We start from the raw sequence: 23667 nt of genomic DNA on the forward strand, positions 1-23667 counted from the left end.
CTATTTCTTTTTATCCCAAAAAACATCATTCCATTCATCTTTAAAAGAGATATGTTCATTATTTATTTCATTCCCGAGCTTGTCAAGTGCTGCTTCCGAACACACCTCTTGTATATGATTGAAGAGTTCACGTTCTTCAAAACGAATATGATTTTCCAGCAGCTCTTCGATCAATCCCAGGCTCACCTCACACTTTTCAGGTTTTGATTCCAGTTGGTTGTAAAGCTTTCTTAGCTTTCTATGCTGACTCAGCGCCTTTTTTATTAAAGGATCTTGTTCATCTAAAAGAGTGAATACCATACGTTCTTCCCAGGCAAAGTGATCAAAGAGGTGTTCTGAAAAATAGTACTGTACATAGTTTTGCATCCTTCCAGGGGAGATACCTCTGTTGAAACCTGTTCTTATTTTCCAGCATAATAACAGACCAAAGTGATGATCTTTTGATAAAGCTACCAGTGAGGGATGTCTTCTAATGGGTGTTCTATTCATACTTGCACAAATCATTTCCGGGTACGCTCAGCGCAAATATAACGTTAGTGAATAGAAGATAAAAAAGTCCTGTAAGTTAGTTTGATAAAAACTGTGAGATTTGGAAGGAGATCGATGTCAAATCTCTAAATTTAAGCGATGAAGGTAATTAGCCGAACGGTTTGGGTACTGTCCCTTGTCAGTTTTTTTACAGACATTTCAAGCGAAATGCTGTATCCGGTGATGCCTTTGTATTTAAAGAGCATCGGTTTTTCAGTTGTTCTGATCGGAGTGTTAGAAGGCTTTGCAGAAGCCACAGCAGGATTGAGCAAAGGTTATTTTGGTAAATTATCGGATGTACAGGGAAAGAGGCTGCCTTTTGTGCAGCTTGGATATGCTCTTAGCGCCATATCAAAACCCATGATGGCAGTTTTAACGTGGCCTTGGTGGATATTTTCTGCCAGAACGATCGATAGATTAGGTAAGGGAGTCAGAACGGGGGCCAGGGACGCCCTATTGGCAGGAGAGGCGCCAGGCAGATCACGCGGTGAAGTATTTGGTTTTCACCGGACTATGGATACTTTTGGAGCGGCATTGGGTCCTACGCTAGCGCTTGTTTTTTTGTACTTAAATCCAGGTTCGTACCATATGCTGTTTTACCTGGCGTTCATTCCGGGTGTAGCAGGTGTGTTGGGTACCCTGGCCATTAAAGAAAAGAAGATCAATATTGTCAGAAAGAAGGCGGTGTCTTTTTTTAGCTTCATTCGCTATCTCCCCACAAGTAGTGCCGCGTATAAGAAGTTGCTATCAGGCCTTTTGGTATTTACCTTGTTCAATAGTTCTGATGTTTTCCTTCTTCTTATGCTCAAACATCACGGAATTAGCGATACTATGCTCATAGGTATGTACATTTTTTACAATCTTATTTTTGCTGTATTTGCTTACCCCCTTGGAAAAGTGGCGGACAATATCGGTCTTAAAAAAATGTTTATTGCAGGCTTGGCCTTCTTTAGCATAGTCTATTTTGGTATGGCATATTTTAAAGATCAGGAAATGTTTTTTGTTCTGTTCTTTTTATACGGTGTCTATGCGGCTTGCACAGAGGGTGTTTCCAAGGCATGGATAAGCAATACCTGTAAAAAGGAAGATATGGCAACGGCAATAGGTACCTACGAGGCTTTTCGAAGTATTGCCACATTACTGGCCAGCTCGCTTGCAGGACTCATATGGTTTTATGTTAGTCCGAAGGCCACCTTTATTACAACAGCAGTGGCGGTTTCCCTTTTAATCATTTACTTCATCAACATTGAAGAAGTGCATAGTTCGGCAGATCATACCTAAGTAGTGGCTTTAAGAAAACATTCTCGCCAAAGGGCGGACGAAGTCCCAAAAGCGGAGTTCCGTACAGTTGTACCAATATACTGATAGTCAGATAATTATTCAATTCCCTGCTTCAGTCATCCCGTCTGTCCCGAGCCAGGACTCGGGGGAAGATCCTGGATCTCCTCTCTACTGGCTGTGACTGAACTTCAGCCTCTGCCAACGGATCAGGGGGATCCTGAATATTTTCTCCGTTGCTCTGCGAAAATTTCAGCATGACGTGGTGGTTTATGATTGCTGTTGCTCCTCTGCTTCCTCTGTGGTTAATGATGGTGTAATGTCATTATCCTCAAAATCAACTAAAAAAGTTGTTGGATGCCTCGGATGAGCATTTTTGGGTTAGCGTAACGCAGACATTGGCGTTTTCTTAGAGACACTAAGTATTCAAACATCACAGTGAACAAAATGCCTTTTAGGTGTTTATACTACTGAGCACGAAAATAATAGACGTATATGTTCCTATGAATGAATTTCTTGAAAAGACCTATTATAACAATACGGTGCAGGACTACCTGATTGTGATAGGGGGCATATTGGTGGCACTATCCATCATGAGGCTTTTTAAGGGTATTGTCATCACTCGGTTGAAGAAATGGGCCGCGAGTACAGCCAATCATGTTGATGATTATGTGATCACCACCATCGATAAGTTTATCATACCTGCCGTTTATGCCTGGATAGTGTACTTTGGGCTGAGTTATCTGACCCTGCATCCCAGGGTTCAGGATATTTTATCTGTTGCAATCACTGTGATGGTAACCTTTTTGGTCATCAGGTTTGTATCATCTACCATTTTACAATTACTCCGGCATTACGTCAGAAGACAGGAAAATGGCGAAGAAAAGGTAAAACAGCTTGGCGGTGTTATACTGATCATTAATGTTTTTATCTGGGTCATGGGGCTGTTGTTCTTCTTCGATAATATGGGCTACGACATTACAGCCGTTATCGCAGGATTGGGTATCGGTGGTATCGCCATTGCTCTTGCAGCACAAAATATATTGGGTGATCTGTTCAATTATTTTGTGATCTTCTTCGACCGGCCTTTTGAGGTAGGCGATTTTTTGATCATCGATGATAAACTGGGAGTAGTTGAATATATCGGGATCAAAACCACCAGAATAAAAAGCCTGTCGGGTGAGCAACTGGTATTTTCCAACAGTGACCTCACCGGATCCAGGATACATAACTATAAAAGGATGCAACGGAGGAGGGTGCTTTTTAATATTGGTGTCACTTATCAAACATCATATGAAAATCTAAAAAGGATACCGGGGGTACTCAAGTCAGCAGTAGAAGACCAGGAAAATGTGGAATTTGATCGGGCTCATTTCAAAGCTTATGGAAATTCCAGCCTGGATTTCGAAATTGTTTATTATGTATTATCCTCAGATTATAACATATACATGGATATTCAGCAGGCGATAAACTTCCGCATATTCGAAGAATTTAAGAAAATGGATGTTGAGATAGCTTACCCGACAAGAACATTGTACTTAATGAATGGGGATGGAGAAAAGATGACAGGTGATGAGGCGATGAATTGGAGCGCACAAAATAGGAATCAATAATTAGTGTTTGTAAGAAAACTCTAAGTGGCTTTAAGAAAACGTTCCCGCCAAAGGGCGGGAGGAAGTCCCAAAAAGCGGAGCGTACTGGGGGAAGTGAGCATTTTTGGGGCGAGCGTAACGCAGACATTGGCGTTTTCTAAGAGACACTAATTAGTTCTTTTCTAAACTAATAGCAATCATTGGACCCCGAGGGCTGGTATCCATTGATTGCTGGCATTTAGTGGATTTTCGATGGTTGTTTTTCGAGCGTTTCTATAAGCTTCTTTGCTGCCGGCTCCGCTGATGCAGGATTCTCTCCTGTAATTAGCAATCCGTCAACCCGTACTTTTGACGTGAAAGGAATGAACGAAGCATCATAATCAGCGCCCAGTTCTTTAAGCCTATCCTGTAATTTGAAAGGTATATTGTCAGCCAAACCCACAAGCACTTCTTCCTTATTTGAAAATGCTGTCACTTTTTTGCCTCTGAGTATTTCAGGTTTTAGCTCGGCAGCTCTAACCAATGCTGCCGGACCATGACAAACAGCCGCAATGGGTTTCTTCTGACTATAAAAGTCTACAATAAGCTGAGCGCAGCGATCATCAGTAGCCAGGTCCCACATTGGTCCATGACCTCCGGGAAAAAATAAGGCATCAAAGTCGGCAGCACTAACCTCTGACAGAGAAAATGTACTCTTAAATTTTTGCTGTGCGTCTGCATCGTCATCAAACCTACGATTTGATGAAGTAATGTTCTCGGTAAGTTTGCTCCGTGGATCGAGTGGTGGTTCACCTCCCTTTGGGCTCGCCAATACAACTTCATATCCTTTGTCTATAAATTCATAATAAGGATCTGTAAATTCGCCCAGCCAAACACCTGTAGTTTTGTCTGTGTTGTTGAGTTCTTTATGCGAGGTAAGTATCATTAATATTCTTCTCATAGCTTTGTGTCTTTTGGGTGCTGTGTGCAATTTAAAACACTGGGAGGCATCCAAAGTTTATCGTAAAATGCTAACCCGGTGGTTGTGAACGTGTTTATTTTAAAATGGAAGATAGCTCTATGAAAAACGGTGTGCACAAAAGTCGTATTTTGCAGTATGGCATCATTTTGTCCTGGTTGTTGGTCATTGCTAATGGTTGTATGAAAAAAATAGTTGATTTCGAGCTGGAGTTTATTAAAGAAGGTGATATACCCGGCTTGTCCTCTGCTTCAGGTATTGAAATAGAAGGAGATACCATGTATATAGTTGGTGATGATACGCCCTGGTTGTTCCTGTTGAATAACGAAATGGCCATAACAGAGAGAATAAGGATATCTCCTGATGCAGAAACCGTTGACGGAAGGATCATTAAGCAAGAAAAAAGAGACTATGAAGCGCTTACTTTTGCTTCCCTGAACGGGAATCGTGAACTGTTTGCTTTTGGCTCAGGATCGTTACCGGAGAAGCGTGATTTTATGTACAGATGGCCGGGAGCGGGCGCAGGTAGAGAGTATGACTTACACAATTTATATGAACGCCTCCGGCAGATTTTACATGATAAGGGTGCTGAGATGAACCTTGAGGCTGCTGCGTTTTGGAATAATCAACTATTGCTTTTCAATCGGGGAGGTAATATCCTTTTTTTGTTTGACTCTTATGAGCTGTACCAATACTTGGAAGACGGTAAAAATATTCCGAATCCTGAAGTTCGCCAATACAAGCTACCCGAAATCAACGGTATTGAAGCAGGATTTTCAGGCGCTCAATTACTGGCTGGTACTGATCTGGTTGTATTTACCGCTACCATTGAGGATACGGAAGACTGGTATCAGGATGGGGAGATCCTGGGCAGTTTCATCGGCATTCTTGATCTGAATGACCAGCAGAGCAAAGAGTTGGTGTGTAAACAGGTTATGAAAGGCGATAAGCCATACCCTGGCAAATTGGAGTCAATTGTGATTAAAGAGGAAAAGGGTGATCAATTGACTGCCGTGGTTGTGCGAGATAATGATGATGGCACTTCGTCTTTTGTGGAGATGAGGCTCTTTTTTAAAAGGTAGGTGATGTCACTCTCCTTAAGCGACATCACTTCCTGATGCTGTTAACTATACTGCATCAGTCTGTTATCCATACCTCCACTTTTATAGAGTAGTTTTACATTGTCCAGCACTTCGGGTGGCATAATCTCCATGCTTTTAAATATTTCATGGGCAAATTCAACCATAGCTGCACCGTTGGCTGTAATGATACCATTGTCCGTTGTTGCGGGTTCTTTTTGGTATAGTGAAGCCCCCTGGTATGACGGACAGAACTGCCTGATGTATTCGGAATCGTTGTTTGAAGTATGCTTTGATGCATTCAGCAGGCCCATTTCTGCCAATAAGATAGTGGCTCCACAAATCGCAGCAACCTTCCTCTTTTTTTGTTGAAATTCAGTTACTAGTGGAATTATTTCCCTGTTTTTGCCTTCTTCCCATGCCGCTCCTCCGGGAATGATGAGCAACTCATAATCATCAACATTCACTTCATCAGCATTTAGATCCGGGAGTATCTTAAGGCCTCCATTTGAAATGATGGGTTCTCTGTTGATACCAAATGAGTTAACCTCAAAACCTCCGTATTGCCTAAGGCCTGCAATGGCAAGGGCGGGTTCCCAGTCGGCATAGCCGTCAAATAAAAATATGGCACATTTTCGTTTCGTCATGATGTATGCATTAAGTTGATATATTTTCTAACATGATATAAAATTAGATGATGGGATTGACAACGTTATGTCAGTAGGGTCCGATTATTTTTCTTTTTATCCACTGTCTTTAAAAAAACAGTTTAATCAGCAGGGTGTTATATGCTTATAATGGGTTGAGCTATGGATGAATTAGATAATCAGTCGATCACAAGGAGTTCAGGAGCTGGAAATACGGATAAGCCGGTGGTGCTTGTCACGGGTAGCAGCGGATTAATCGGTACAAAAATCATTAAAAAACTGGCCCGAAATTACAGGATCATTGGTTTGGACAGAGTTGGAAACCCTTACCCACCTGTTGAGGCTGAATGTGTTTCATTTGACATCACCTCCGAAGACAGTATCAGAATGGCTATGGAGCGCGTTCGTTATGGCTATGGTAGTAAAATAGCTTCTGTAATTCACCTTGCTGCGTATTACGACTTTAGCGGTAAGCCCAGCCCTATGTACGAAGAAGTAACAGTAAAGGGTACAGAGAAATTTTTACACGAGCTTCAGAATTTTGAAGTAGAGCAGTTTATCTTTTCAAGCACTAATCTGATATACAAGCCCACTGTTCCCGGTCAGAAGATCAACGAAGATTGCCCGATAGAACCACATTGGGATTATCCTGAGTCAAAGGTTGATACGGAGAATTTAATCCGTCATAACCGGGGTAAAATTAAAGCCGTCCTGCTTCGGCTGGCGGGTGTCTATGACGACTACTGCCATTCCTTACCCATTTCACACCAAATACAGAGGATCTATGAGAAGCAGTTTACCAGCCATTTTTATTCTGGTGATGTTACCCACGGCAATGTGTTTTTGCATATGGATGACCTGTTGGTCGCATTGGAGAAAACTGTAAAAAAAAGAGCATCACTGCCCGATGAGGTGGCTATAAATATTGGTGAGCCGGAGACCCCTAGCTATGAAGATCTGCAGATGCAGATCGGATTACTGCTACATGGTGAAGAGTGGGAGACCTACAAGGTGCCCGAATCATTGGCAAAAATAGGATCGTGGGGAATGAATCTGTTTAAAGATTCATTTATAAAACCGTGGATGATAGACCGTGCTGATGATCATTATGAATTCGATGTTTCCCGTGCAAAGGATTTACTTGGATGGGCGCCCGAAAGGAGGCTGCCGGACACCATCCCGGTAATGATAGGAAAGCTGAAGAAAGATCCGGTGAAGTGGTACAAAGAAAATAGGCTTGAGCTACCCGCTAGTCTGGAAAAGCAGGAAAAGAGAAAAAAAACAGATCAAAAGGAACATGCAACTTAAAGTAAAAATATGTCAGGTGTAAGTAACGCAGTTGGAAGAGTTGGTAGTGCCATAGGTAAGGGGCTGATAGCAGGGATAGCAGGTACGGTTGCAATAACTATTGCCCAAATGATAGAAATGAAAATATCGGGCCGTGAGCCGAGTAATGCACCTGTAGAGGTAGGTGGCAAAGTATTGGGCGTTAAGCCCCGGGGAGCAGATAGAAAGAAAAAAGGTGAAAAGAAGTCGGACAAGGAAGCGAACCAGGAGAGATTTGGCCAGTTGATGCATTGGGGCTATGGCACCGGCTGGGGTGTTTGCAGAGGGTTGCTTTCATTGGTTAATATCAAGGGACCTGCAGCCAGCGTTATCCATTTTGGTGCTGTTTGGGGCACCGAATTGGTGATGATCCCCAATATGACCAAGTCACCCCCTGCTACGGAATGGGGAGCCAAAGCATTAAGCAAAGACGCACTTTTGCACCTTGTATATGCGGTAGCTGCCGGAGCAGCATTCGATGCAATTAGCAACGGCAAAGAGTAGGATTGACAAATGGATGAAGGCCAGGTATATTTAACCTTCATCTCTCCTTTTACTCCTTTGGGCCGCATCCATAGCTACTCCAATACCGATTCCCACGGCTACACCTATGGCTGTGCTGTCGAAAGCAGCTCCAAGTGCCAGCCCCAAAGCCGCACCTATGGCAATCCAAAAACCTCGTGGCGTTTTCTTCTTCATTTGCTAAGGTCTTGGTTGTATCAAATATCACCATTGTATTTCAAAACATCCAGTTCGGGGTAATTTTTTATAGTGATTACAACCGATCAAGCGCTGTTGGTGTCTTAAAGTTACAAGCTAATAACTAACCATTTTATAACAAAGATGAAGAGTAAAAGAACAGTGTATCGGCTGCTATACATGATGTTGGCAGTCATGCTTCTTGGCGCCTGTGAACTGGAGAAATCTGAATTTGAGAAGCGAAGAGAACGTGAAGAGGCTGAGATTAAGGATTATTTAAAGGAGCATAATATAAGCGCCATCAGGGATCCAAGCGGGATTTACTATCTGCCATTGAAGGAAAATCCTCAAGGCAAATCTGTAAGTACCAATGATGTGATCTCAATATACTATACCATGCGTACGTTGGAAGGTAAACTGGTAGGGCAAACTACTGACTCTTTGGCCCCGGTTGTGTTTGGCCATAACTTTAAGAGCCTGATACCTTTAGGGCTGGATTATGGAATACACCTGATGAATAAAGGTGAAAAATATCGGTTTTTTATCCCCTCTACAATGGCTTATGGCGATTATGGCGACTCCGACTTCTTTGAGCCAGGTTCAATATTCATCATTGATGTGGAACTGGTTGAAATTCAGACGGAATCGCAGATCAACGAACTTGAAATGGCTGCTATTGAGAATTATATAGACACAGCAGCACTGGAAAATGTGCAGGCCTTTTCGTCCGGGTTGAGGTATAAGCAATTGGAAGAAGGAGCAGGGGTAAAACCTTTGGAACACAGCAGGGTTACGTTCCACTTCGCTCGCAGGTACCTGAACGGTACGCTTATTGAGAAAACGAATACAGGAAACCCCGTGAGCGTTCAATTGAGCAGCGGGGTAGTTCCGGGTCTTAAGGAGGGTTTGCTTCAGATGAAGAAGGGAGGTAAGGCCCTCCTGATCATGCCTTCAAAAATTGCCTTTGGAGAAAGTATTCAGGTACTGCCTACAACCATTAGGGAAGAATTGATCAAAGACCATATTATTGTTACCAAAGCACAGCCGTACTCTCCGCTGATCTATGAGGTAGCGTTGGTAGATGTGGGAAATTAATACGTGAATAAAATAGGTTTAGGTTGCCTGCTGTTGAAAAACGGCAGGCATTTTTTATTACATTTTTCCTGATCCGTTGTTAAGAACTTAAGGGAAAGCTTAGTTTTCCATTTTGAACATTAAAGTAAATAAAATTATGGCGGAGAAAGGAATAAATAATAAAGTAACAAAATCTGTTACCATTAATATTGACAGAGAGGAGGCTTTTGATATTTTCATTACGCACTTCTCTGTGTGGTGGCCCTCAGCTTATACCTGGAGCGGGGATGTGCTGAAGGAGATCGTTATAGAGCCGAAAGTGGACGGCCGTTGCTATGAGCGCGGACCTTTTGACTTTTCATGTGACTGGGGTAGGGTGCTTAGCTTCGACCCACCGGGATCATTAGCTTTTACATGGCAGATCAGTCCCTCTCGAGAGCCGGTACCTGATCCATCAAAAGCCAGTGAGGTGGAGGTATCATTTGTGTCTGATAATGCAGCCAGTACTCAATTGGTTCTGGAACATCGTGCCTTTCACAAACATGGTGAAGGCTGGGAAAGCTATCTTGAAGCTATGGATTCAAAGCAGGGATGGCAATGGGTACTCGAGCAATATCAGGAATACGTTGTAAACATGCGAAGGAATTGAGAATTGTAACGCTGAGTACATGGTATACACAATCCATTAATGGAATGTTATGATTTTTATATGGCATGTGGTATCTTAGAAAGTTTAGAAAATGAGGCATTTTGTTATAAAATTTGGATGGCGTTAATTGAAATCTGATATGGATATGGAATTAATGAATGAACCTTATGCTAAGGTTTTGTATGACAGAGAAAGACAGATAGGGAAAATAATTTGGTCGGGGAATCCCACAACAGAACAATATAAAAAGCCTTTTGAAATATTGCTCGATTGGGCATCAAAGGGCCATCCCGTGCCTCGTTTCCTTTCGGATACACGTGATCAGGGAGTGGTGTCACCGGAAAACCGTAAATGGTTCGAGAAGGAGATGGTTCCTGCGGCCATGGCAGCCGGCTTAAGAAGGTCGGCTGCCATTACAGGCGGCAATGTTTTTAAACGATATTATTTAAATATGATCCTTTCGGCAGTTAATAAATTCAACATGCCCTTTAAGATCTTCCCGGACGAGGAGAGCGCAGTTAAGTTTTTAATGGATGGATGATATCTGGCGCTGCCGATAGGAATAACCGGGGTTAAAACTTCAGGATAAACTCCTGAAGGTTGACGGACCTTTCCAGTGCGAGCTTCTTGCGAAGCCTGTAGCGGGCTATCTCAACCCCCCGAACAGAGATATTTAGCAGGTGTGCTATTTCTTTGGTTGACAAATTCATTCTCAGGTAGGCGCTTAGCTTCATTTCCTGCGGGCTAAGGTCCGGATACTGTGCTTTAAAGCGGTTTGTGAAGTCTCCATGCACCTGGTCGAAGTGAAAGGCAAAGTGCTCCCAGTCATCATCTTGCGAAATGTTTTTGTCAATAGTATAGATGATCTTTTTGAGCTCTTTCTTCACTTCCTGATTTTTACTGCGTTTCGAGATACTACCCAGATTTCCTTTGATACTCGATATAAAGCCGTTCTTGTTGATCAGGTGCATAGTAGAGGTGGCCAACTGCTTGTTTTTATTTTCTATTTCATTCTGTAACTTTTCAGTTTTTAAGCGTTGTATCTCTTCCTCTGATTTGCGGGTGATGGATTCTATTTCATATTCCTTGGCATTTAACTCCCTTTTCTGCTTAATGGTTAACAGCTTGCGTTCCTTTTTATGTTTTTTGTCAAACAGGTAAAAAGAAACAAAGAGTGAAACAAATACAAGCGAACCATAACCTGTGTAGGCCATATTGGTGCGATACCATGGAGCCTGGATCACAAATTCGTAAGACGCCTGCTCACTTACCCTGTCGTAGATGTTTTTTGCCCTTACATGAAAAATATATTTGCCTTCAGGCAAGTTGGTGTACTCTTTATCTTTTTTTGGTGACCAGTTGCTCCATCCTTTCTCAGCGTTTTCAAGCCAATATTGATATTCGGTCTTTTCAAAGCCATCAATAAAAGAAGCACTGAAGGAAAATTGTATGGAATTGTGTTGGTAAGGGATCTCCTTCACATATGATTTTGGTTGACGGCTACTTATTTGCCCGTTTTCAATATAAAATCCGCTGAACAACTGTATGGTCGAATCACCCTTGATACTTACCTCTCTGATCAGCGTATGGAAGGTGGGCTCTTCAACATCAACTTTATCTGCCTGGTATAAAATAAAGCCTTCTTTGGCTCCATATAGCACCTGATTGGCACTAAGTATCGACACATTTTGCAGGTCGTCATTAAGCATATCCTTGAGTTTATTGAACATGCTCGATCTCTTTTGAAATTCACCACTGGCATTTTTTTGAAGTACACCAATATCGTTTAACGTTATATAGTAAATGTTTTGAAATGGGTCCTCCGCCATGGCTATCACCGGGTCATTATCGAAAAAACCCTTAAAGAATTCGTCAAGCACAAAAGTATCGGTGGCATTATTGTAGCGATATATTTTGTTTTGAGTAGTAAAGATCAGTCTGTTTCTGACCCTGAAGACATTGATCAGCAGGTTGGATGGCAAGCCGGACCCTTCTCCATAGTATCTGACAGACTTCACGGAATCCAGATCTTCGCTGAGTTCCAGTCGGTAAACACCTTTATAGCCATGGGTCATCCAGATCTGGCCATTTTCATCCTGCTCCATGACTCTTGATGACTCACTAAAGCCTTTGATCTTATGCTGGAAAACAATATTACCATCAACTTCCTTATGAAGCAGCAAACCTTTGTAGGTGCCCTCAATAAGGTATTCTGGATGATCCTTTAACCTGAGGAAAGTCCATGCTCCAAGGATATCAGAAAACTGATGTGCTTCGCTGTGGTTGAGTTGAAAGGCACCATGATGATGTCCTAAAAGAAGGTGTTTTTTTATTTTATTAATGGCATAGACCTGTCCTTCGGTATTCTTAACGAACTGGAAATTCTGTGATGTTCTGTCAGTAATATCTTTAAAGTACAGGCCATTATTGGTACCCAGGTATAACCTTTCATTATCCAGGAATCCATCGTAGCCGGTACCTGGCAGTCCAACCTGTTCATTAATGTAGGTAAAAGGCATGCCTAACTCGATAAAACTTAATCCGTTGTTATGCCCAAGCCACAGGTTGTGCTGTGCGTCTTCGAAAAGGCTCAGTACAGTGCGGTTATTGAGGCCCCTGGTCTTGTTTAGGTGGAGGAGTATCTCCCCATCGGGTGATAGAATAAACACACCGTTACTTTGGGTGCCAATGGCATAGTTGCCATTCCTTAGCCGTAAGGCACAATTGATGGAGGAATGAATAAAAGTGTCATGGTTTGCTCTATTCCAAACCAGAAAATCAGTTCCGTTATAAACATATACTCCATGGTGAAGCGTACTTATCCATAGTTCGTTGTTGGGCAGATTGATCACTCCCGTTACTGTCTTTCCCTTTAGGAAGGAGCTGTTATTGATCTGCTTTAATTCATTGCCGCTGAGATAGGCCAACCCTTCCTCCAATTGGTTGACATATAATTGGTGATTGCTGTAGAAAAAGTTTTCAGGAGCATATTCGGGATCGACCACCTCTATTTCACCGGATGAATTATATATAAAAATTTGCCTGAAAGTACAAAATAATAATCTGTCACCATCTTTAAAAATACGCCACGTTTCATCAAAATTTCGGTACTGCCGGGGTAGGCTGTCTGCAAGCGAGGTATATACCAACTTGCCCTGATCGTCTGGGAACAGGTATCCAAAATCACCCTGGCTGGCAACATATATTTTGCCGTCTGTGTCTATAAACACATGCCTGACCTTCGTGCCGGTGAGTGGGGTGTGTATCTTCCATGAGGAGCCGTCAAATTCCAGTACGCCAAAATTATTGGCAACATATATTAGTCCATATTTATTTTGAGCTATCGACCAGTTCTGTATCCCACCGCCATATTCCCGGGTTGAATAATACCGTACAAAAGGGAGCCCCAGATTATAATCCTGAGCTAATAAATCTAACCAAAGACTGCATAAAGCAACTACGAGTAGTATAGATCTTTTCATTGCATTTAATAGTGGTCTAAAGCTAAAGATAATTAAATATTGATGTATTGTGAACTCATTGATGAAGTAATTGTACAATCAATTGGTTTAAGTGACAGATGTGTCATTTTAGGCAAATAAGGCAATTTTATGTTATTGATGATGTGTTTTTGAATAGTCGTAAAAAGCACGATGATGTATTTATGATGTATTATCTTTTTTGCCATTCCGGCCTATAAGTCCCTCCTTGATCCACGGTTTGGAAACGATTGCATTTCCAATAATTAAACAACCTAATTTCTTATGATGAAAATTTTACTGACCATGCTCACATTACTGCTCTCGACCGGGTTGTATGCCCAATCGAAAGTTACAGGTAAAGTGACAGACGAAACCGGAGAACCTTTGCCAGGGGTAAACGTTCTCGTGCGGGGTACTACACAAGGTACGGTTACTGATATTAATGGTAGCTATAGTATCGAGGTATCCGAAGATGGAATTCTGCTTTTTAGCTTTATTGGCTATGTTACTGAAGAGATCAGGCCCGGCTCACGCACGGTGGTCGATCTTCAGCTTACCCCTGATGTAACTGCTCTTCAGGAGGTAATTGTTGTGGGATATGGCACCTCAACAAAAAAGGAACTTACAGGAGCAGTTTCTGCGGTGTCCAGCGATGACATTCAAGCCCTTAATCCTCAACGGATCGAGCAGGCGCTTCAAGGCCAGGTAGCAGGGGTAAATATTACCTCTGCTTCGGGCTCACCGGGTGGGGCATTAAACATCCGCATCCGAGGGCTCTCCACCAATGGAGATAATGCGCCCCTTATCCTTGTTGATGGGGTACCATACTCAGCGGATGGACTAAATGCTCTTAATCCGTCTGACATAGAGTCGGTCAATGTGCTGAAGGATGCTACAGCCGGTATTTATGGGGTAAGAGCTGCCAACGGTGTGATCATGATCACTACCAAAAAAGGAAAGCTTAACAGCCAGCCTACTTTTGAGGTAAGTGGCTACTATGGTATGCAGGAAGCAGCCAATAAACTCGACCTGCTCACAGCCAGAGAATATGCGATCCTCAAAAACGAAGCTTATGCAGCAGGAGGAAATACACCTCCCTTTAATAATGTCAATTTAGGTGAAGGCACAGATTGGCAGGGTGAAGTTTTTGAACGAGCGCCAATTCAGAACTACAGTATGACTGTAAGTGGTGGTAGTGAAAAGACCAGCTATTCCATCGGAGGTTCTTTCCTCGATCAGGAGGGGATTGTAGGTGGCGACAAAGCGGCTTTCAGAAGGTACAATGGCCGGTTGAACTTTATAACTGAGCTGGCTCCGAAAGTGAAGCTGGAAAATGTGCTCCTCTATACCAACGAAAACCGTAGTACGCTTCCTGAAAACGTTATTTCCTCAGTGTTATACAACGCCATCAATGCGGCTCCTACTGCCTCAGTGATGACTAACGGTAGATTTACCTACCTGGAAGAGGTAAACGACATCATCAACCCGATGGCACAGATGGCTAACTCATTTAACGAAACTGCAGTGAATAAACTTGTCGGGAAACAGGAATTGACTTATGATATCAACAATGACTTTAAAGTTACAGGCAGAGCGGGTTATAACTATGCTATTGTAGATTTCAAAGCCTTTTCGCCCTTGGTGTATTATGGCTCGGGGAAGGCCCAAAATACCGCCCTCAATGCAGCCCTTCAGCCCAATACCACAAAAATTGCTGAAGGAGTAGAAATTCCCATAAACAATAGTGTTACAGAGAGCCGCACTACCTATTTTAACTATAACCTGGAGGCCTTCCTAAACTACAGCCATACCTTCGGAGAGGTACATGGGGTGAAAGCGACCTTAGGAGCGTCTTTGTTTGAGGATAGTGGAGAGAACCTGACTGGAGTCGGCTATAATGTGCCCTACAATTCCAACGATTTTGCAGATATCTCTGCAACGGATGGTACAGACCTGCTCAACAACACCTCTTCTTTTCAGTTTCAGAGCAGACTGCAGTCATACTTTATCCGGGCCGAATATGGTTTTAATGAAAGGTATCTGCTGTCAGCTATCCTAAGAAGAGATGCCTCTTCACGATTTGGAGAAAACAACAGGGCCGGTTATTTTCCTGCTGTTTCTGCTGCCTGGGTGGCTTCTGATGAGAGCTTCTTCGACTTTGGGTTCTTCCAGTTTGCCAAAGTACGGGCCAGCTACGGTGTCTCCGGCAACGACCGCATAGGTGATTTCCGTTACCGTGGTCTGCTAAACGGAGAAGGCGTATACCCTTTTGATGATCAGTTGGTGACAGGTGTGGCGCTGGGAACTCTCGGAAACCAGGATCTGAAGTGGGAGACTACGCACCAGGCCAATTTTGGTGTGGATCTGACTGTTCTTGATGGTAAGATAGACATCAGCGCGGATTATTATATCAAAACTACGAAAGATTTGCTGTTTCAGCCTGATGTATCAGGCGTTGTGGGTGCATATGGAGCAGGCAGCAGCCCTCCGTATATCAATGCCGGTACGGTGCGCAACAAAGGATTTGAATTCCTGCTGAGCTACAATACCAAAATAGCCAGGGATGTTGATTTTAATGTTACCTATAACCTTACCACCATTAATAATGAAGTAATAGAACTTCCTCAGGGTGTAGACTTTTTTGAATTCGGAGCATTTGGAGTCGGTGGCGCTACTGCTACCCGCATGGAAGTGGGCTATCCCATTGGCTATTTCTTTGGCTACGAAACCGATGGTGTTTACCAGTCGTCTGAGGAAGTGTCTAACAGAGGGGTAACACAAGATGGAGCTCAGGCGGGTGACCTTCGATATGTGGACCAAAACGGAGATGACGTCATTAATTTTAGCAATGATACCGATAGAACGATCATAGGTTCACCTATTCCGGACTATATCATGGGCTTAAATCTGGGGTTAAGGTTTAAAGGAGTTGACTTTTCCGCGAATATCTACTCATCAATAGGAAACGACATCCTCAGAAACTATGAACGTCAGCAACCTTTGGCCAACTTGCTGGCTTACAGGATGGATCGCTGGACAGGCCCCGGCTCTACCAATGAGCATCCACGACTTACTACTGCGGCTAATAACAATGCAGTAATTTCCGACTACTATGTGGAGGATGGATCTTTTGTGAGGCTGAAGAACGTTCAATTGGGCTACACATTGCCACAGCAACTTGTTGAAAAGATCGGAGCCACCCGGTTCAGGATATATGTGGCAGCCAATAACCTCTACACGCTTACAAAATACATGGGCTATGATCCTGATTTCTCATCGGGCGACCCTGTAGCTTCCGGTATAGACTATGGCTTCTACCCGCAGCCAAGGACTTATATGGTTGGTGTAAACTTAACTTTCTAAGCAGATGAAAAATTTATTTAAAACAACAATAATGTTACTGATCTGCATGGTGGCTTCATTTAGCTGTGAAGACTATGTAGATATAGAACCAAAGTACACCCGGGATGCGGATAACTTCTTTAAAGCTCCCGAAGATTATGATAAAGCATTGACAGCAGCATACGACCTGCTTCAGACTTCCTACCTGAGCTTGTGGATTGGCGAAATTGCTTCTGACAATGCCATAGCCGGAGGTGAGAGCGTTACCGACAGCGAAGGTCTGCATCAAATTGATGCGATGACCCATGGCGGAGTAAATGCCGAGCTGAGAAGCATCTGGAGATGGATGTACGCAGGTATTACCAGAGCCAATTTTATTTTCGAAAATAAGGATAATATCGATTTCGCAGGTAAAGAAAGAGTACTTGGTGAAGCAGCATTTCTGAGAGCCTATTACTATTTCGAGTTGGTGAAATTTTTCGGAGATGTGCCGCTGGTGGTAGATAAACGATTAAGTAGTGATGATGTATCTGGCCTTAGCAGGAAACCGGCAGCAGAGGTATACGACCAGATAGAAGCAGATCTGACTTATGCCGCCAGTGTGTTGGATTGGACATCTCCAGTAAGAGGGCGGGTTACAAAAGGAGCTGCATTATCCCTTTTAGGTAAGGCCCACCTCTATCAGAACGAATTTGTCGAAGCGGCAGGGGCATTGGATCAGGTGATCAATGAGGGTCCATATGGTCTGTTTGATGATTTTGGTACACTGTTCCGGCTAGATAATGAGCATAACTCAGAAGTGGTTTTCGATGTACAATATGTAGCACTGGAAGGAGGAAGTTATGGTTGCTTTGTTTGCCTTGAAGGACATGCCGCTGTTGGCTTCCATGGTATCAGAGGATATAACGGCCCTATCTACGCAGATGGTAATAGTTATAATCTGCCGACACAGGACCTTGTTGATGAATTTGAAGTTGGTGACCCCCGATTGGAAGCATCAGTGCTTGATATCGAGGCTTTTATTGCTAATCAGGAGAATCCCGATGAAATCAGCTATGTAAAAGGTGCAGGTGGACACACAGGATACTACAACAATAAATACCTTAAACGACAGGATGAATTGGGCCTGCCGGATACTGACCTTACCAGTCCTTTGAACTATGTGGCTATTCGCTATGCTGATGTACTTTTAATGGCTGCGGAAGCTCATAATAGAAAGGCAGCATCTGATGATGCAACCGCCCGTTTGTATCTCAATGAAGTCAGAGATCGTGTGGATATGCCAGCCGTAAATGCTACCGGAGCAGCGTTGACAGAAGCCATATACCACGAGCGCAGGGTTGAGCTGTCAGGAGAGGGGCATCGCTTCTTCGACCTGGTAAGAACCGGTAGAGCTGCCAATGAAATTGAAGGTTTCAAGAGCAATAAAAATGAGCTATTCCCAATACCTCAGGACGAAATAGATCTTGCAGGTGCCGGATGGGCTCAAAATAAAGGGTATTAAAAAATATGAATATGAAAAATTTAAGTAAATATTTCATGATACTGTTCGCACTTGCGCTTAACGCTTGTGTGGAAGAGTATGAGCTGGATGCTCCTCCTGCAGAGGGCGAGGCAGTGTTTACCAGCCAGCCACAAGGAGGTAGCCCCAATTATGTTGATTTCTCCAATAGCTCCTCGGCCTTTTTAAAGAAGTGGGACTTTGGAAATGGGGCAACTGCAGAAGGTGATAATGTTACGGCATATTACCCTTTTAAGGGCGAGTATACTGTTACACTAACTATTTATACCGGTGGGGGTTCTGTGAGTACATCCGAGAGTGTTACCATAAACGAGACCGATCCGGAAATATGTAATGTAGAGCTGTTGCAGTTGCTGACAGGTGGTTGTGGTTTTCCTGAGGGTAAAACCTGGGTGATCGATGCCGGTAGAGCAGGGCATTTTGGTGTAGGACCGGCAACAGCCGCTGTGGGTGGACCTACCTATACCCCCGATTGGTACGCTGCGGCCGCTAACGAAAAAGAAGGTGGGGGGATGTATGATGACGAATTCACCTTTTTTCTGAACCAATCGAAATTTGTGCAGGAAACAAACGGGAATGTTTACCTGAATGGGGCACAAGCACCCAACTTTGCGGGAGCTACAGAGGCATCAGTGGGAGATTTTACCGCTCCTTATAACGCTCCTGAGAACATGAATTATGCCATTAGTGAAGACGGTGATGGCAATAAGTTTATCAATATTACCAACGGAGGATTTATCGGTTATGCCACTGGTGTGAGTCAATATCAGATACTATCCATTACGGAAGATGAGATGTTCATAAGATTCAGAGATGCTGCCAGCGCCAATCTGGCCTGGTATCACCGACTGATCAGGAAGGGGTATTCTCCTGAGCCACCACTGTCACCTGCCACTTCAAGTTTGCCTATTGATTTCGAAGGTGATGTGCCTCCCTTCAATGGTTTTGGAGGATCAACATATCAGGTAATAGATAATCCTGACGCTTCCGGTATCAACGCCAGTGCTAAAGTAGGAGAGTATGTGAAAGGCCTGGATGGTAACTGGGCAGGTATCGAGACTACGTTGGATGGTAAAATCGATTTCTCGACTCATAAGTTTATCAAGTACAAAGTCTACTCTCCGGTGACAGGCAGAGCATTATTTAAACTTGAGTCTGTTGATGGTACTGCCACTGCCCTAGAGGTATTTGCCGATGTCACAAAAACCAACGAGTGGGAAGAGTTGACTTTTGACTTTTCGGCAGCAGCTTCTGATACCTATGATAAAATAGCCATGTTCCTGGATTTTGATAACAACAATGGAGGCACATTTTATATTGACGATATCCGCCAGGCAACACCTCCGGTAGCGCTGCCTGTTGATTTTGAATCTCAGGAGCCAGTGTTTAGCACATTTGGAGGCAGCTCTTACACCGTGGTGGATAATCCTGATCCTTCAGGTATCAACACCAGTGCCAGGGTGGCTGAGACTGTTCACGGGGGAGAAACCTGGGCGGGACTTTTTGTAGACCTGGATGAACCATTAGACCTGAGCACGCAGACCACTATATCGATAAAGGTTTATGCTCCTCAGACAGGTACTTTCCGGTTAAAGTTGGAGAATATATCGGATAATACCGACTTCTATGAGGTGGACGCGGATGTAACTACTGCCGATACCTGGGTAGAGGTACAATTCGATGTATCACCTGCGGCTACAGATACCTATGCCCGTGTGGTGGTATTCCCGGGGTGGAATGTTTCCAATGCAGGTACGTTCTATTTTGATGATATCAGCCAACAGTAAATAAAAACAAAAGTTGTTGTCATAAAATATTAAGTGGGTTTAGTTAACCACAGAGGTCTCAGAGATGATCAGAGTTAACAGAGAAAGTCTCTCCGAAGTCTTTGACTGGCCTCTGTGGCCAACCTTTCAGGCAGTACTTTACTTATAGAAAATCCATAATATGAAAAAAAGTTTAATAGCCGTATTACTGTTCCTTTTTGCTTCAGCATGTGGGGAGGACAAACCTACGGAAGAGTTGGTGCCACCTTCCAATCTGGTGGTCACAGTGGAAGCGAATAATGAGGGGTCAGGTTTAGTGACGTTCCATGCATCGGCAGATAATACCAACTACTACAGCTACTATTTCGGAGAAGGCAACGGTGGCGATGAGCCCATAATCTCAAATGATGGAAAGGCTGCCTTCACCTATTCAGTTTCCGGCACCTATGTGGTGACTGTTCAGGCACATGCTACAGCAGAAGTATTTGTGAGTGTGGAAAAAGAGGTAGTAGTAGAAGTGGAGGAAAAAAGTGACGATATACCCGCCACAGGTTACACCACCCCTGAGAGCTATGAAGGTATGGACCTGGTATGGCAGGATGAGTTTAATGGCAGTGGCATCAGTTCAGATTGGACATTCGAGATAGGTACCGGTAGTAACGGGTGGGGAAATAATGAACTCCAATACTACAGGCAGGAAAATACGGAAGTTCGCGATGGCTACCTGATCATTACAGCCAAAAAAGAGTCATTTCAGGGGCAGGAATATACCTCTTCAAGGATCATTACCAAAGATAAGCAGACCTTTCAATATGGGAGGATCGATATACGTGCTGCATTACCAAAGGGGAAGGGCATCTGGCCTGCGCTATGGATGTTGGGGTCAGACTTTAGCACAGTAGGCTGGCCAGCTTGCGGAGAGATAGATATTATGGAGATGATAGGGGGTACAGGAAAGGATAACACCGTTCATGGTACAGTTCACTGGCAAAATGCAGGCGAATATGCCAGCTATGGTGGTCACTACACCTTAAGTTCAGGCATTTTGGCGGATGAGTTTCATGTGTTTACTATTATATGGGATGCCTCCAGCATCACCTGGTACATAGATGATATTAAGTATCATGAAATAGATATCACTCCCGCTGAACTCAGTGAATTCAGGAATGATTTCTTCTTTATTTTTAACGTGGCTGTTGGTGGTAACTGGCCTGGAAGCCCTGACGATTCTACTACATTTCCCCAGCGTATGGTGGTAGATTACGTAAGAGTATTTCAGGACCAATAGTTTCAATGCCGGGGCAGGTGTGCCGAGGCTTTTGTCACTGCCTGCTAAAAAAATAACCTCCAATAATGTTGCGGCATGCCTTCCAGTGAAAGAGTCTGAGGGGTTGGACTGGTTTCATTGGTTGGCGTGCTGCCAACTGTTTTATTTTCTTAGAACCTTTTAAATTACTTGATGTGAAAAAAATACCACTCTTTTTTATTAGCTTCATTTTCTACGGATGTCTGACAGAAGGAAATCGAAATCAACCTCAAACCTATGAAAATCCGAAAATAGAAGCCTTAATCCGGCAAATGACCCTGGAAGAAAAGGTAGGACAACTGAATTTCTATGTAGGTGACCTTTTCAATACGGGCCCAACAGTGCGAACAACAGAATCTGATAAGTTTGATCAACTGATCCGGGAGGGAAAATTAACCGGTTTGTTCAATGTCCATGGAGCCGCATACACCGGTCGCCTTCAAAAAATAGCTGTTGAGGAGTCTCGGTTAGGTATACCACTACTTTTTGGCGCAGATGTGATCCATGGCTTCAAAACGGTATTCCCTATTCCTTTGGCATCAGCCGCCAGTTGGGATTTGGAGGCTATAGAAAAGGCCGAGCGGGTAGCAGCTATCGAATCAACTGCGGCAGGCATCAACTTTAACTTCGCCCCTATGGTGGATATATCCCGGGATCCGCGATGGGGACGTATTGCAGAAGGTGCAGGGGAGGACCCTTTTCTGGGGTCAGAAGTAGCCAAAGCCCGTGTGCGAGGTTTTCAGGAACAATCACTCACAGACCCACAAACTATGGCAGCATGTGTGAAGCACTTTGCTGCTTATGGCGCTCCGGACGGAGGACGCGACTACAATACTGTGGATATGTCAGAACGTCTGTTGCGCGAGATGTACCTGCCACCATACAAGGCGGGCATAGATGCAGGTGCAGCTACCATCATGACGTCATTTAACGAGTTGAATGGCATTGCGGCTTCGGGAAGCCAGTTTCTGCTCAGAGACATTTTACGAAAAGAGTGGGGCTTCAAAGGTATGGTGGTTTCCGATTGGCAGTCTGTTAATGAAATGGTGGCCCATGGAAATGCCGCCAACAATGCGGAGGCAGCCATGATGGCGTTGAAAGCCGGAGTAGACATGGATATGATGGGCGATGTCTACCTTGAGGAGGTACCCCGGCTGGTTAACGAAGGAAAGCTGGATATTAAGTTTGTTGATGAGGCAGTCCGAAACGTTCTTAAGCTAAAATATGACCTGGGATTGTTTGATGACCCTTACCGCTACAGTGATACAATACGGGAAAAGAATAATATCCGGGCAGTGGAACACCTGGAGGCTGCCCGTGATGTGGCTAAAAAGTCGATTGTATTGCTTAAAAATAAAGAAAAGTTACTTCCATTGAAAAAAAGTATTGGGACTATTGCAGTTATTGGTCCTCTTGCTGACAATCAGGCCGATATGAATGGTACATGGTCTTTTTTTGGTGAAGCACAACACCCCATAACCTTCCTGCAGGGTATAAAAGATGCCGTGAGTGGCCAGTCAAGGGTGCTTTATGCTGAAGGCTGCAATTTGTACGATCGCAGCAAAGATAAATTTGCTGAAGCTGTAAATATTGCAAAAAAAGCAGATGTGGTAATTCTTGCAGTGGGTGAGAGTGCTGTGATGAATGGCGAAGCAGGATCAAGATCAGATATACGGCTACCAGGGATACAGCCTGAACTGGTGATGGAAATTGCAAAAACCGGGAAGCCTGTTGTCGCATTGGTAATGAGTGGCAGACCACTTGACCTGAGCTGGTTGGATGAAAACATACCGGCTATTTTAGAAGTCTGGACGCTAGGTTCAGAAGCGGGTAATGCAGCGGCTGACGTGTTGTTTGGTGACTACAATCCATCGGGAAAGCTGCCCGTAACATTTCCGCGCAACGTAGGGCAGGTACCCATTTACTATAATCATAAGAATACCGGCCGCCCATACGAGGGAGATTATTCCGAACCGCTGAGCGAGCGTATCTACAGGTCCAAGTATCGCGATGTACAAAACTCACCGCTCTACCCGTTTGGTTATGGCTTGAGCTATTCTACTTTCGAATATTCTGATATTACACTAAGTGCTGATACGTTAAATGCAGGTGAAAGCATAACAGCTTCTGTTAGCATAACCAATGAAGGGCCTTATGATGGAGAGGAAGTAGTGCAGCTTTACATCCGCGATCTTGTGGGTAGCGTTACCAGGCCTGTAAAGGAATTGAAGGGTTTTAAGAAGCTGATGATCAAAAACGGAGAGACCGTGAAAGTTGACTTTACGCTTTCATCCGATGACCTGTCATTTTACAGGCATGATATGACTTACGGAATTGAGCCGGGTGATTTTCAAATTTTCATCGGATCTGACTCGAAAAATGTAAAAGAACAGCATTTTGTTTTGAAAAATTAAAATTT

The 23667-nt window shown here is 43.6% G+C and carries 18 protein-coding genes; 13 read left to right on the forward strand and 5 right to left on the reverse strand.

Translation table 11 applies throughout. The annotated features are described in order from the left end of the window. On the reverse strand, window positions 1-489 hold the full coding sequence (locus C900_RS15195) for a hemerythrin domain-containing protein (RefSeq protein ID WP_009580907.1): 489 nt from the start codon (window positions 487-489) through the stop codon (window positions 1-3). A 138-nt stretch (window positions 490-627) separates the two neighbouring features. On the opposite strand from C900_RS15195, the gene C900_RS15200 reads away from it, so the two are divergent. Together C900_RS15200 and C900_RS15205 are read left to right on the forward strand one after the other, a co-directional pair. Continuing rightward, complete coding sequence (locus tag C900_RS15200) at window positions 628-1809, forward strand: MFS transporter (protein ID WP_009580908.1); 1182 nt, start codon at window positions 628-630, stop codon at window positions 1807-1809. A 455-nt stretch (window positions 1810-2264) separates the two neighbouring features. Further along, window positions 2265-3419, forward strand: a complete 1155-nt coding sequence (locus C900_RS15205) for a mechanosensitive ion channel family protein (protein WP_245558445.1) — start codon at window positions 2265-2267, stop codon at window positions 3417-3419. 217 nt (window positions 3420-3636) lie between these two features. Here C900_RS15205 and C900_RS15210 read toward each other — a convergent pair whose 3' ends face one another. Further along, window positions 3637-4338 (reverse strand): type 1 glutamine amidotransferase domain-containing protein, encoded by a 702-nt coding sequence (locus C900_RS15210; protein WP_083867506.1) that lies wholly within the window; start codon window positions 4336-4338, stop codon window positions 3637-3639. Between the two features lie 119 nt (window positions 4339-4457). Between C900_RS15210 and C900_RS15215 the strand changes: the two genes are divergently transcribed. Next, on the forward strand, window positions 4458-5438 hold the full coding sequence (locus C900_RS15215) for a DUF6929 family protein (protein ID WP_009580912.1): 981 nt from the start codon (window positions 4458-4460) through the stop codon (window positions 5436-5438). A gap of 41 nt (window positions 5439-5479) precedes the next feature. On the opposite strand, the gene C900_RS15220 is transcribed toward C900_RS15215, so the two are convergent. Continuing rightward, window positions 5480-6082, reverse strand: a complete 603-nt coding sequence (locus C900_RS15220; RefSeq protein WP_009580913.1) for a type 1 glutamine amidotransferase family protein — start codon at window positions 6080-6082, stop codon at window positions 5480-5482. A 162-nt stretch (window positions 6083-6244) separates the two neighbouring features. Between C900_RS15220 and C900_RS15225 the strand changes: the two genes are divergently transcribed. Both C900_RS15225 and C900_RS15230 read left to right on the forward strand, forming a co-directional pair. Further along, complete coding sequence (locus C900_RS15225) at window positions 6245-7390, forward strand: NAD-dependent epimerase/dehydratase family protein (RefSeq protein WP_009580914.1); 1146 nt, start codon at window positions 6245-6247, stop codon at window positions 7388-7390. A gap of 9 nt (window positions 7391-7399) precedes the next feature. Beyond that, window positions 7400-7912, forward strand: coding sequence for a hypothetical protein (locus C900_RS15230; protein WP_009580915.1), 513 nt, complete (start codon window positions 7400-7402; stop codon window positions 7910-7912). A gap of 30 nt (window positions 7913-7942) precedes the next feature. On the opposite strand, the gene C900_RS30250 is transcribed toward C900_RS15230, so the two are convergent. After that, window positions 7943-8107 carry a glycine zipper domain-containing protein gene (locus C900_RS30250; RefSeq protein WP_009580916.1) on the reverse strand — a complete coding sequence of 55 codons (165 nt, stop codon included), beginning with the start codon at window positions 8105-8107 and terminating at the stop codon, window positions 7943-7945. Window positions 8108-8251: 144 nt separating this feature from the next. On the opposite strand from C900_RS30250, the gene C900_RS15235 reads away from it, so the two are divergent. The 3 genes from C900_RS15235 to C900_RS15245 all read left to right on the forward strand — a co-directional run bounded on the left by C900_RS15235 (window position 8252) and on the right by C900_RS15245 (window position 10371). Beyond that, window positions 8252-9202, forward strand: coding sequence for an FKBP-type peptidyl-prolyl cis-trans isomerase (locus C900_RS15235; RefSeq protein ID WP_009580917.1), 951 nt, complete (start codon window positions 8252-8254; stop codon window positions 9200-9202). A gap of 136 nt (window positions 9203-9338) precedes the next feature. Next, window positions 9339-9830, forward strand: a complete 492-nt coding sequence (locus C900_RS15240; protein ID WP_009580918.1) for an SRPBCC family protein — start codon at window positions 9339-9341, stop codon at window positions 9828-9830. 139 nt (window positions 9831-9969) lie between these two features. Beyond that, window positions 9970-10371, forward strand: coding sequence for a hypothetical protein (locus tag C900_RS15245; protein WP_009580919.1), 402 nt, complete (start codon window positions 9970-9972; stop codon window positions 10369-10371). A 31-nt stretch (window positions 10372-10402) separates the two neighbouring features. Here the strand turns inward: C900_RS15245 and C900_RS15250 are convergent, their stop codons facing one another. Continuing rightward, complete coding sequence (locus C900_RS15250) at window positions 10403-13312, reverse strand: two-component regulator propeller domain-containing protein (protein WP_009580920.1); 2910 nt, start codon at window positions 13310-13312, stop codon at window positions 10403-10405. A 282-nt stretch (window positions 13313-13594) separates the two neighbouring features. Between C900_RS15250 and C900_RS15255 the strand changes: the two genes are divergently transcribed. The 5 genes from C900_RS15255 to bglX all read left to right on the forward strand — a co-directional run bounded on the left by C900_RS15255 (window position 13595) and on the right by bglX (window position 23662). After that, window positions 13595-16675: a SusC/RagA family TonB-linked outer membrane protein gene (locus C900_RS15255; RefSeq protein ID WP_009580922.1), complete on the forward strand. Its 3081-nt coding sequence runs from the start codon at window positions 13595-13597 to the stop codon at window positions 16673-16675. A gap of 4 nt (window positions 16676-16679) precedes the next feature. Then, complete coding sequence (locus C900_RS15260) at window positions 16680-18158, forward strand: RagB/SusD family nutrient uptake outer membrane protein (protein ID WP_157494045.1); 1479 nt, start codon at window positions 16680-16682, stop codon at window positions 18156-18158. A gap of 11 nt (window positions 18159-18169) precedes the next feature. Beyond that, window positions 18170-19963: a carbohydrate binding domain-containing protein gene (locus tag C900_RS15265; RefSeq protein WP_009580924.1), complete on the forward strand. Its 1794-nt coding sequence runs from the start codon at window positions 18170-18172 to the stop codon at window positions 19961-19963. A 160-nt stretch (window positions 19964-20123) separates the two neighbouring features. Beyond that, window positions 20124-21230, forward strand: coding sequence for a glycoside hydrolase family 16 protein (locus C900_RS15270; protein ID WP_009580925.1), 1107 nt, complete (start codon window positions 20124-20126; stop codon window positions 21228-21230). A 173-nt stretch (window positions 21231-21403) separates the two neighbouring features. Then, window positions 21404-23662: a beta-glucosidase BglX gene (gene bglX, locus C900_RS15275; RefSeq protein ID WP_009580926.1), complete on the forward strand. Its 2259-nt coding sequence runs from the start codon at window positions 21404-21406 to the stop codon at window positions 23660-23662. The last annotated feature ends 5 nt before the right edge of the window (window positions 23663-23667 follow it).

The organism is Fulvivirga imtechensis AK7 (genome assembly GCF_000331535.1).
GTDB lineage: Bacteria > Bacteroidota > Bacteroidia > Cytophagales > Cyclobacteriaceae > Fulvivirga > Fulvivirga imtechensis.

What these genes read in the sequence shown, in the direction of transcription:
- C900_RS15195 (WP_009580907.1), bottom strand. Translation starts at nt 489, where the DNA reads ATGAATAGAACACCCATTAGAAGACATCCCTCACTGGTAGCTTTATCA.
- C900_RS15200 (WP_009580908.1), top strand. Translation starts at nt 628, where the DNA reads ATGAAGGTAATTAGCCGAACGGTTTGGGTACTGTCCCTTGTCAGTTTT.
- C900_RS15210 (WP_083867506.1), bottom strand. Translation starts at nt 4,338, where the DNA reads ATGAGAAGAATATTAATGATACTTACCTCGCATAAAGAACTCAACAAC.
- C900_RS15215 (WP_009580912.1), top strand. Translation starts at nt 4,458, where the DNA reads ATGAAAAACGGTGTGCACAAAAGTCGTATTTTGCAGTATGGCATCATT.
- C900_RS15220 (WP_009580913.1), bottom strand. Translation starts at nt 6,082, where the DNA reads ATGACGAAACGAAAATGTGCCATATTTTTATTTGACGGCTATGCCGAC.
- C900_RS15225 (WP_009580914.1), top strand. Translation starts at nt 6,245, where the DNA reads ATGGATGAATTAGATAATCAGTCGATCACAAGGAGTTCAGGAGCTGGA.
- C900_RS15230 (WP_009580915.1), top strand. Translation starts at nt 7,400, where the DNA reads ATGTCAGGTGTAAGTAACGCAGTTGGAAGAGTTGGTAGTGCCATAGGT.
- C900_RS30250 (WP_009580916.1), bottom strand. Translation starts at nt 8,107, where the DNA reads ATGAAGAAGAAAACGCCACGAGGTTTTTGGATTGCCATAGGTGCGGCT.
- C900_RS15235 (WP_009580917.1), top strand. Translation starts at nt 8,252, where the DNA reads ATGAAGAGTAAAAGAACAGTGTATCGGCTGCTATACATGATGTTGGCA.
- C900_RS15240 (WP_009580918.1), top strand. Translation starts at nt 9,339, where the DNA reads ATGGCGGAGAAAGGAATAAATAATAAAGTAACAAAATCTGTTACCATT.
- C900_RS15245 (WP_009580919.1), top strand. Translation starts at nt 9,970, where the DNA reads ATGGATATGGAATTAATGAATGAACCTTATGCTAAGGTTTTGTATGAC.
- C900_RS15250 (WP_009580920.1), bottom strand. Translation starts at nt 13,312, where the DNA reads ATGAAAAGATCTATACTACTCGTAGTTGCTTTATGCAGTCTTTGGTTA.
- C900_RS15255 (WP_009580922.1), top strand. Translation starts at nt 13,595, where the DNA reads ATGATGAAAATTTTACTGACCATGCTCACATTACTGCTCTCGACCGGG.
- C900_RS15260 (WP_157494045.1), top strand. Translation starts at nt 16,680, where the DNA reads ATGAAAAATTTATTTAAAACAACAATAATGTTACTGATCTGCATGGTG.
- C900_RS15265 (WP_009580924.1), top strand. Translation starts at nt 18,170, where the DNA reads ATGAAAAATTTAAGTAAATATTTCATGATACTGTTCGCACTTGCGCTT.
- C900_RS15270 (WP_009580925.1), top strand. Translation starts at nt 20,124, where the DNA reads ATGAAAAAAAGTTTAATAGCCGTATTACTGTTCCTTTTTGCTTCAGCA.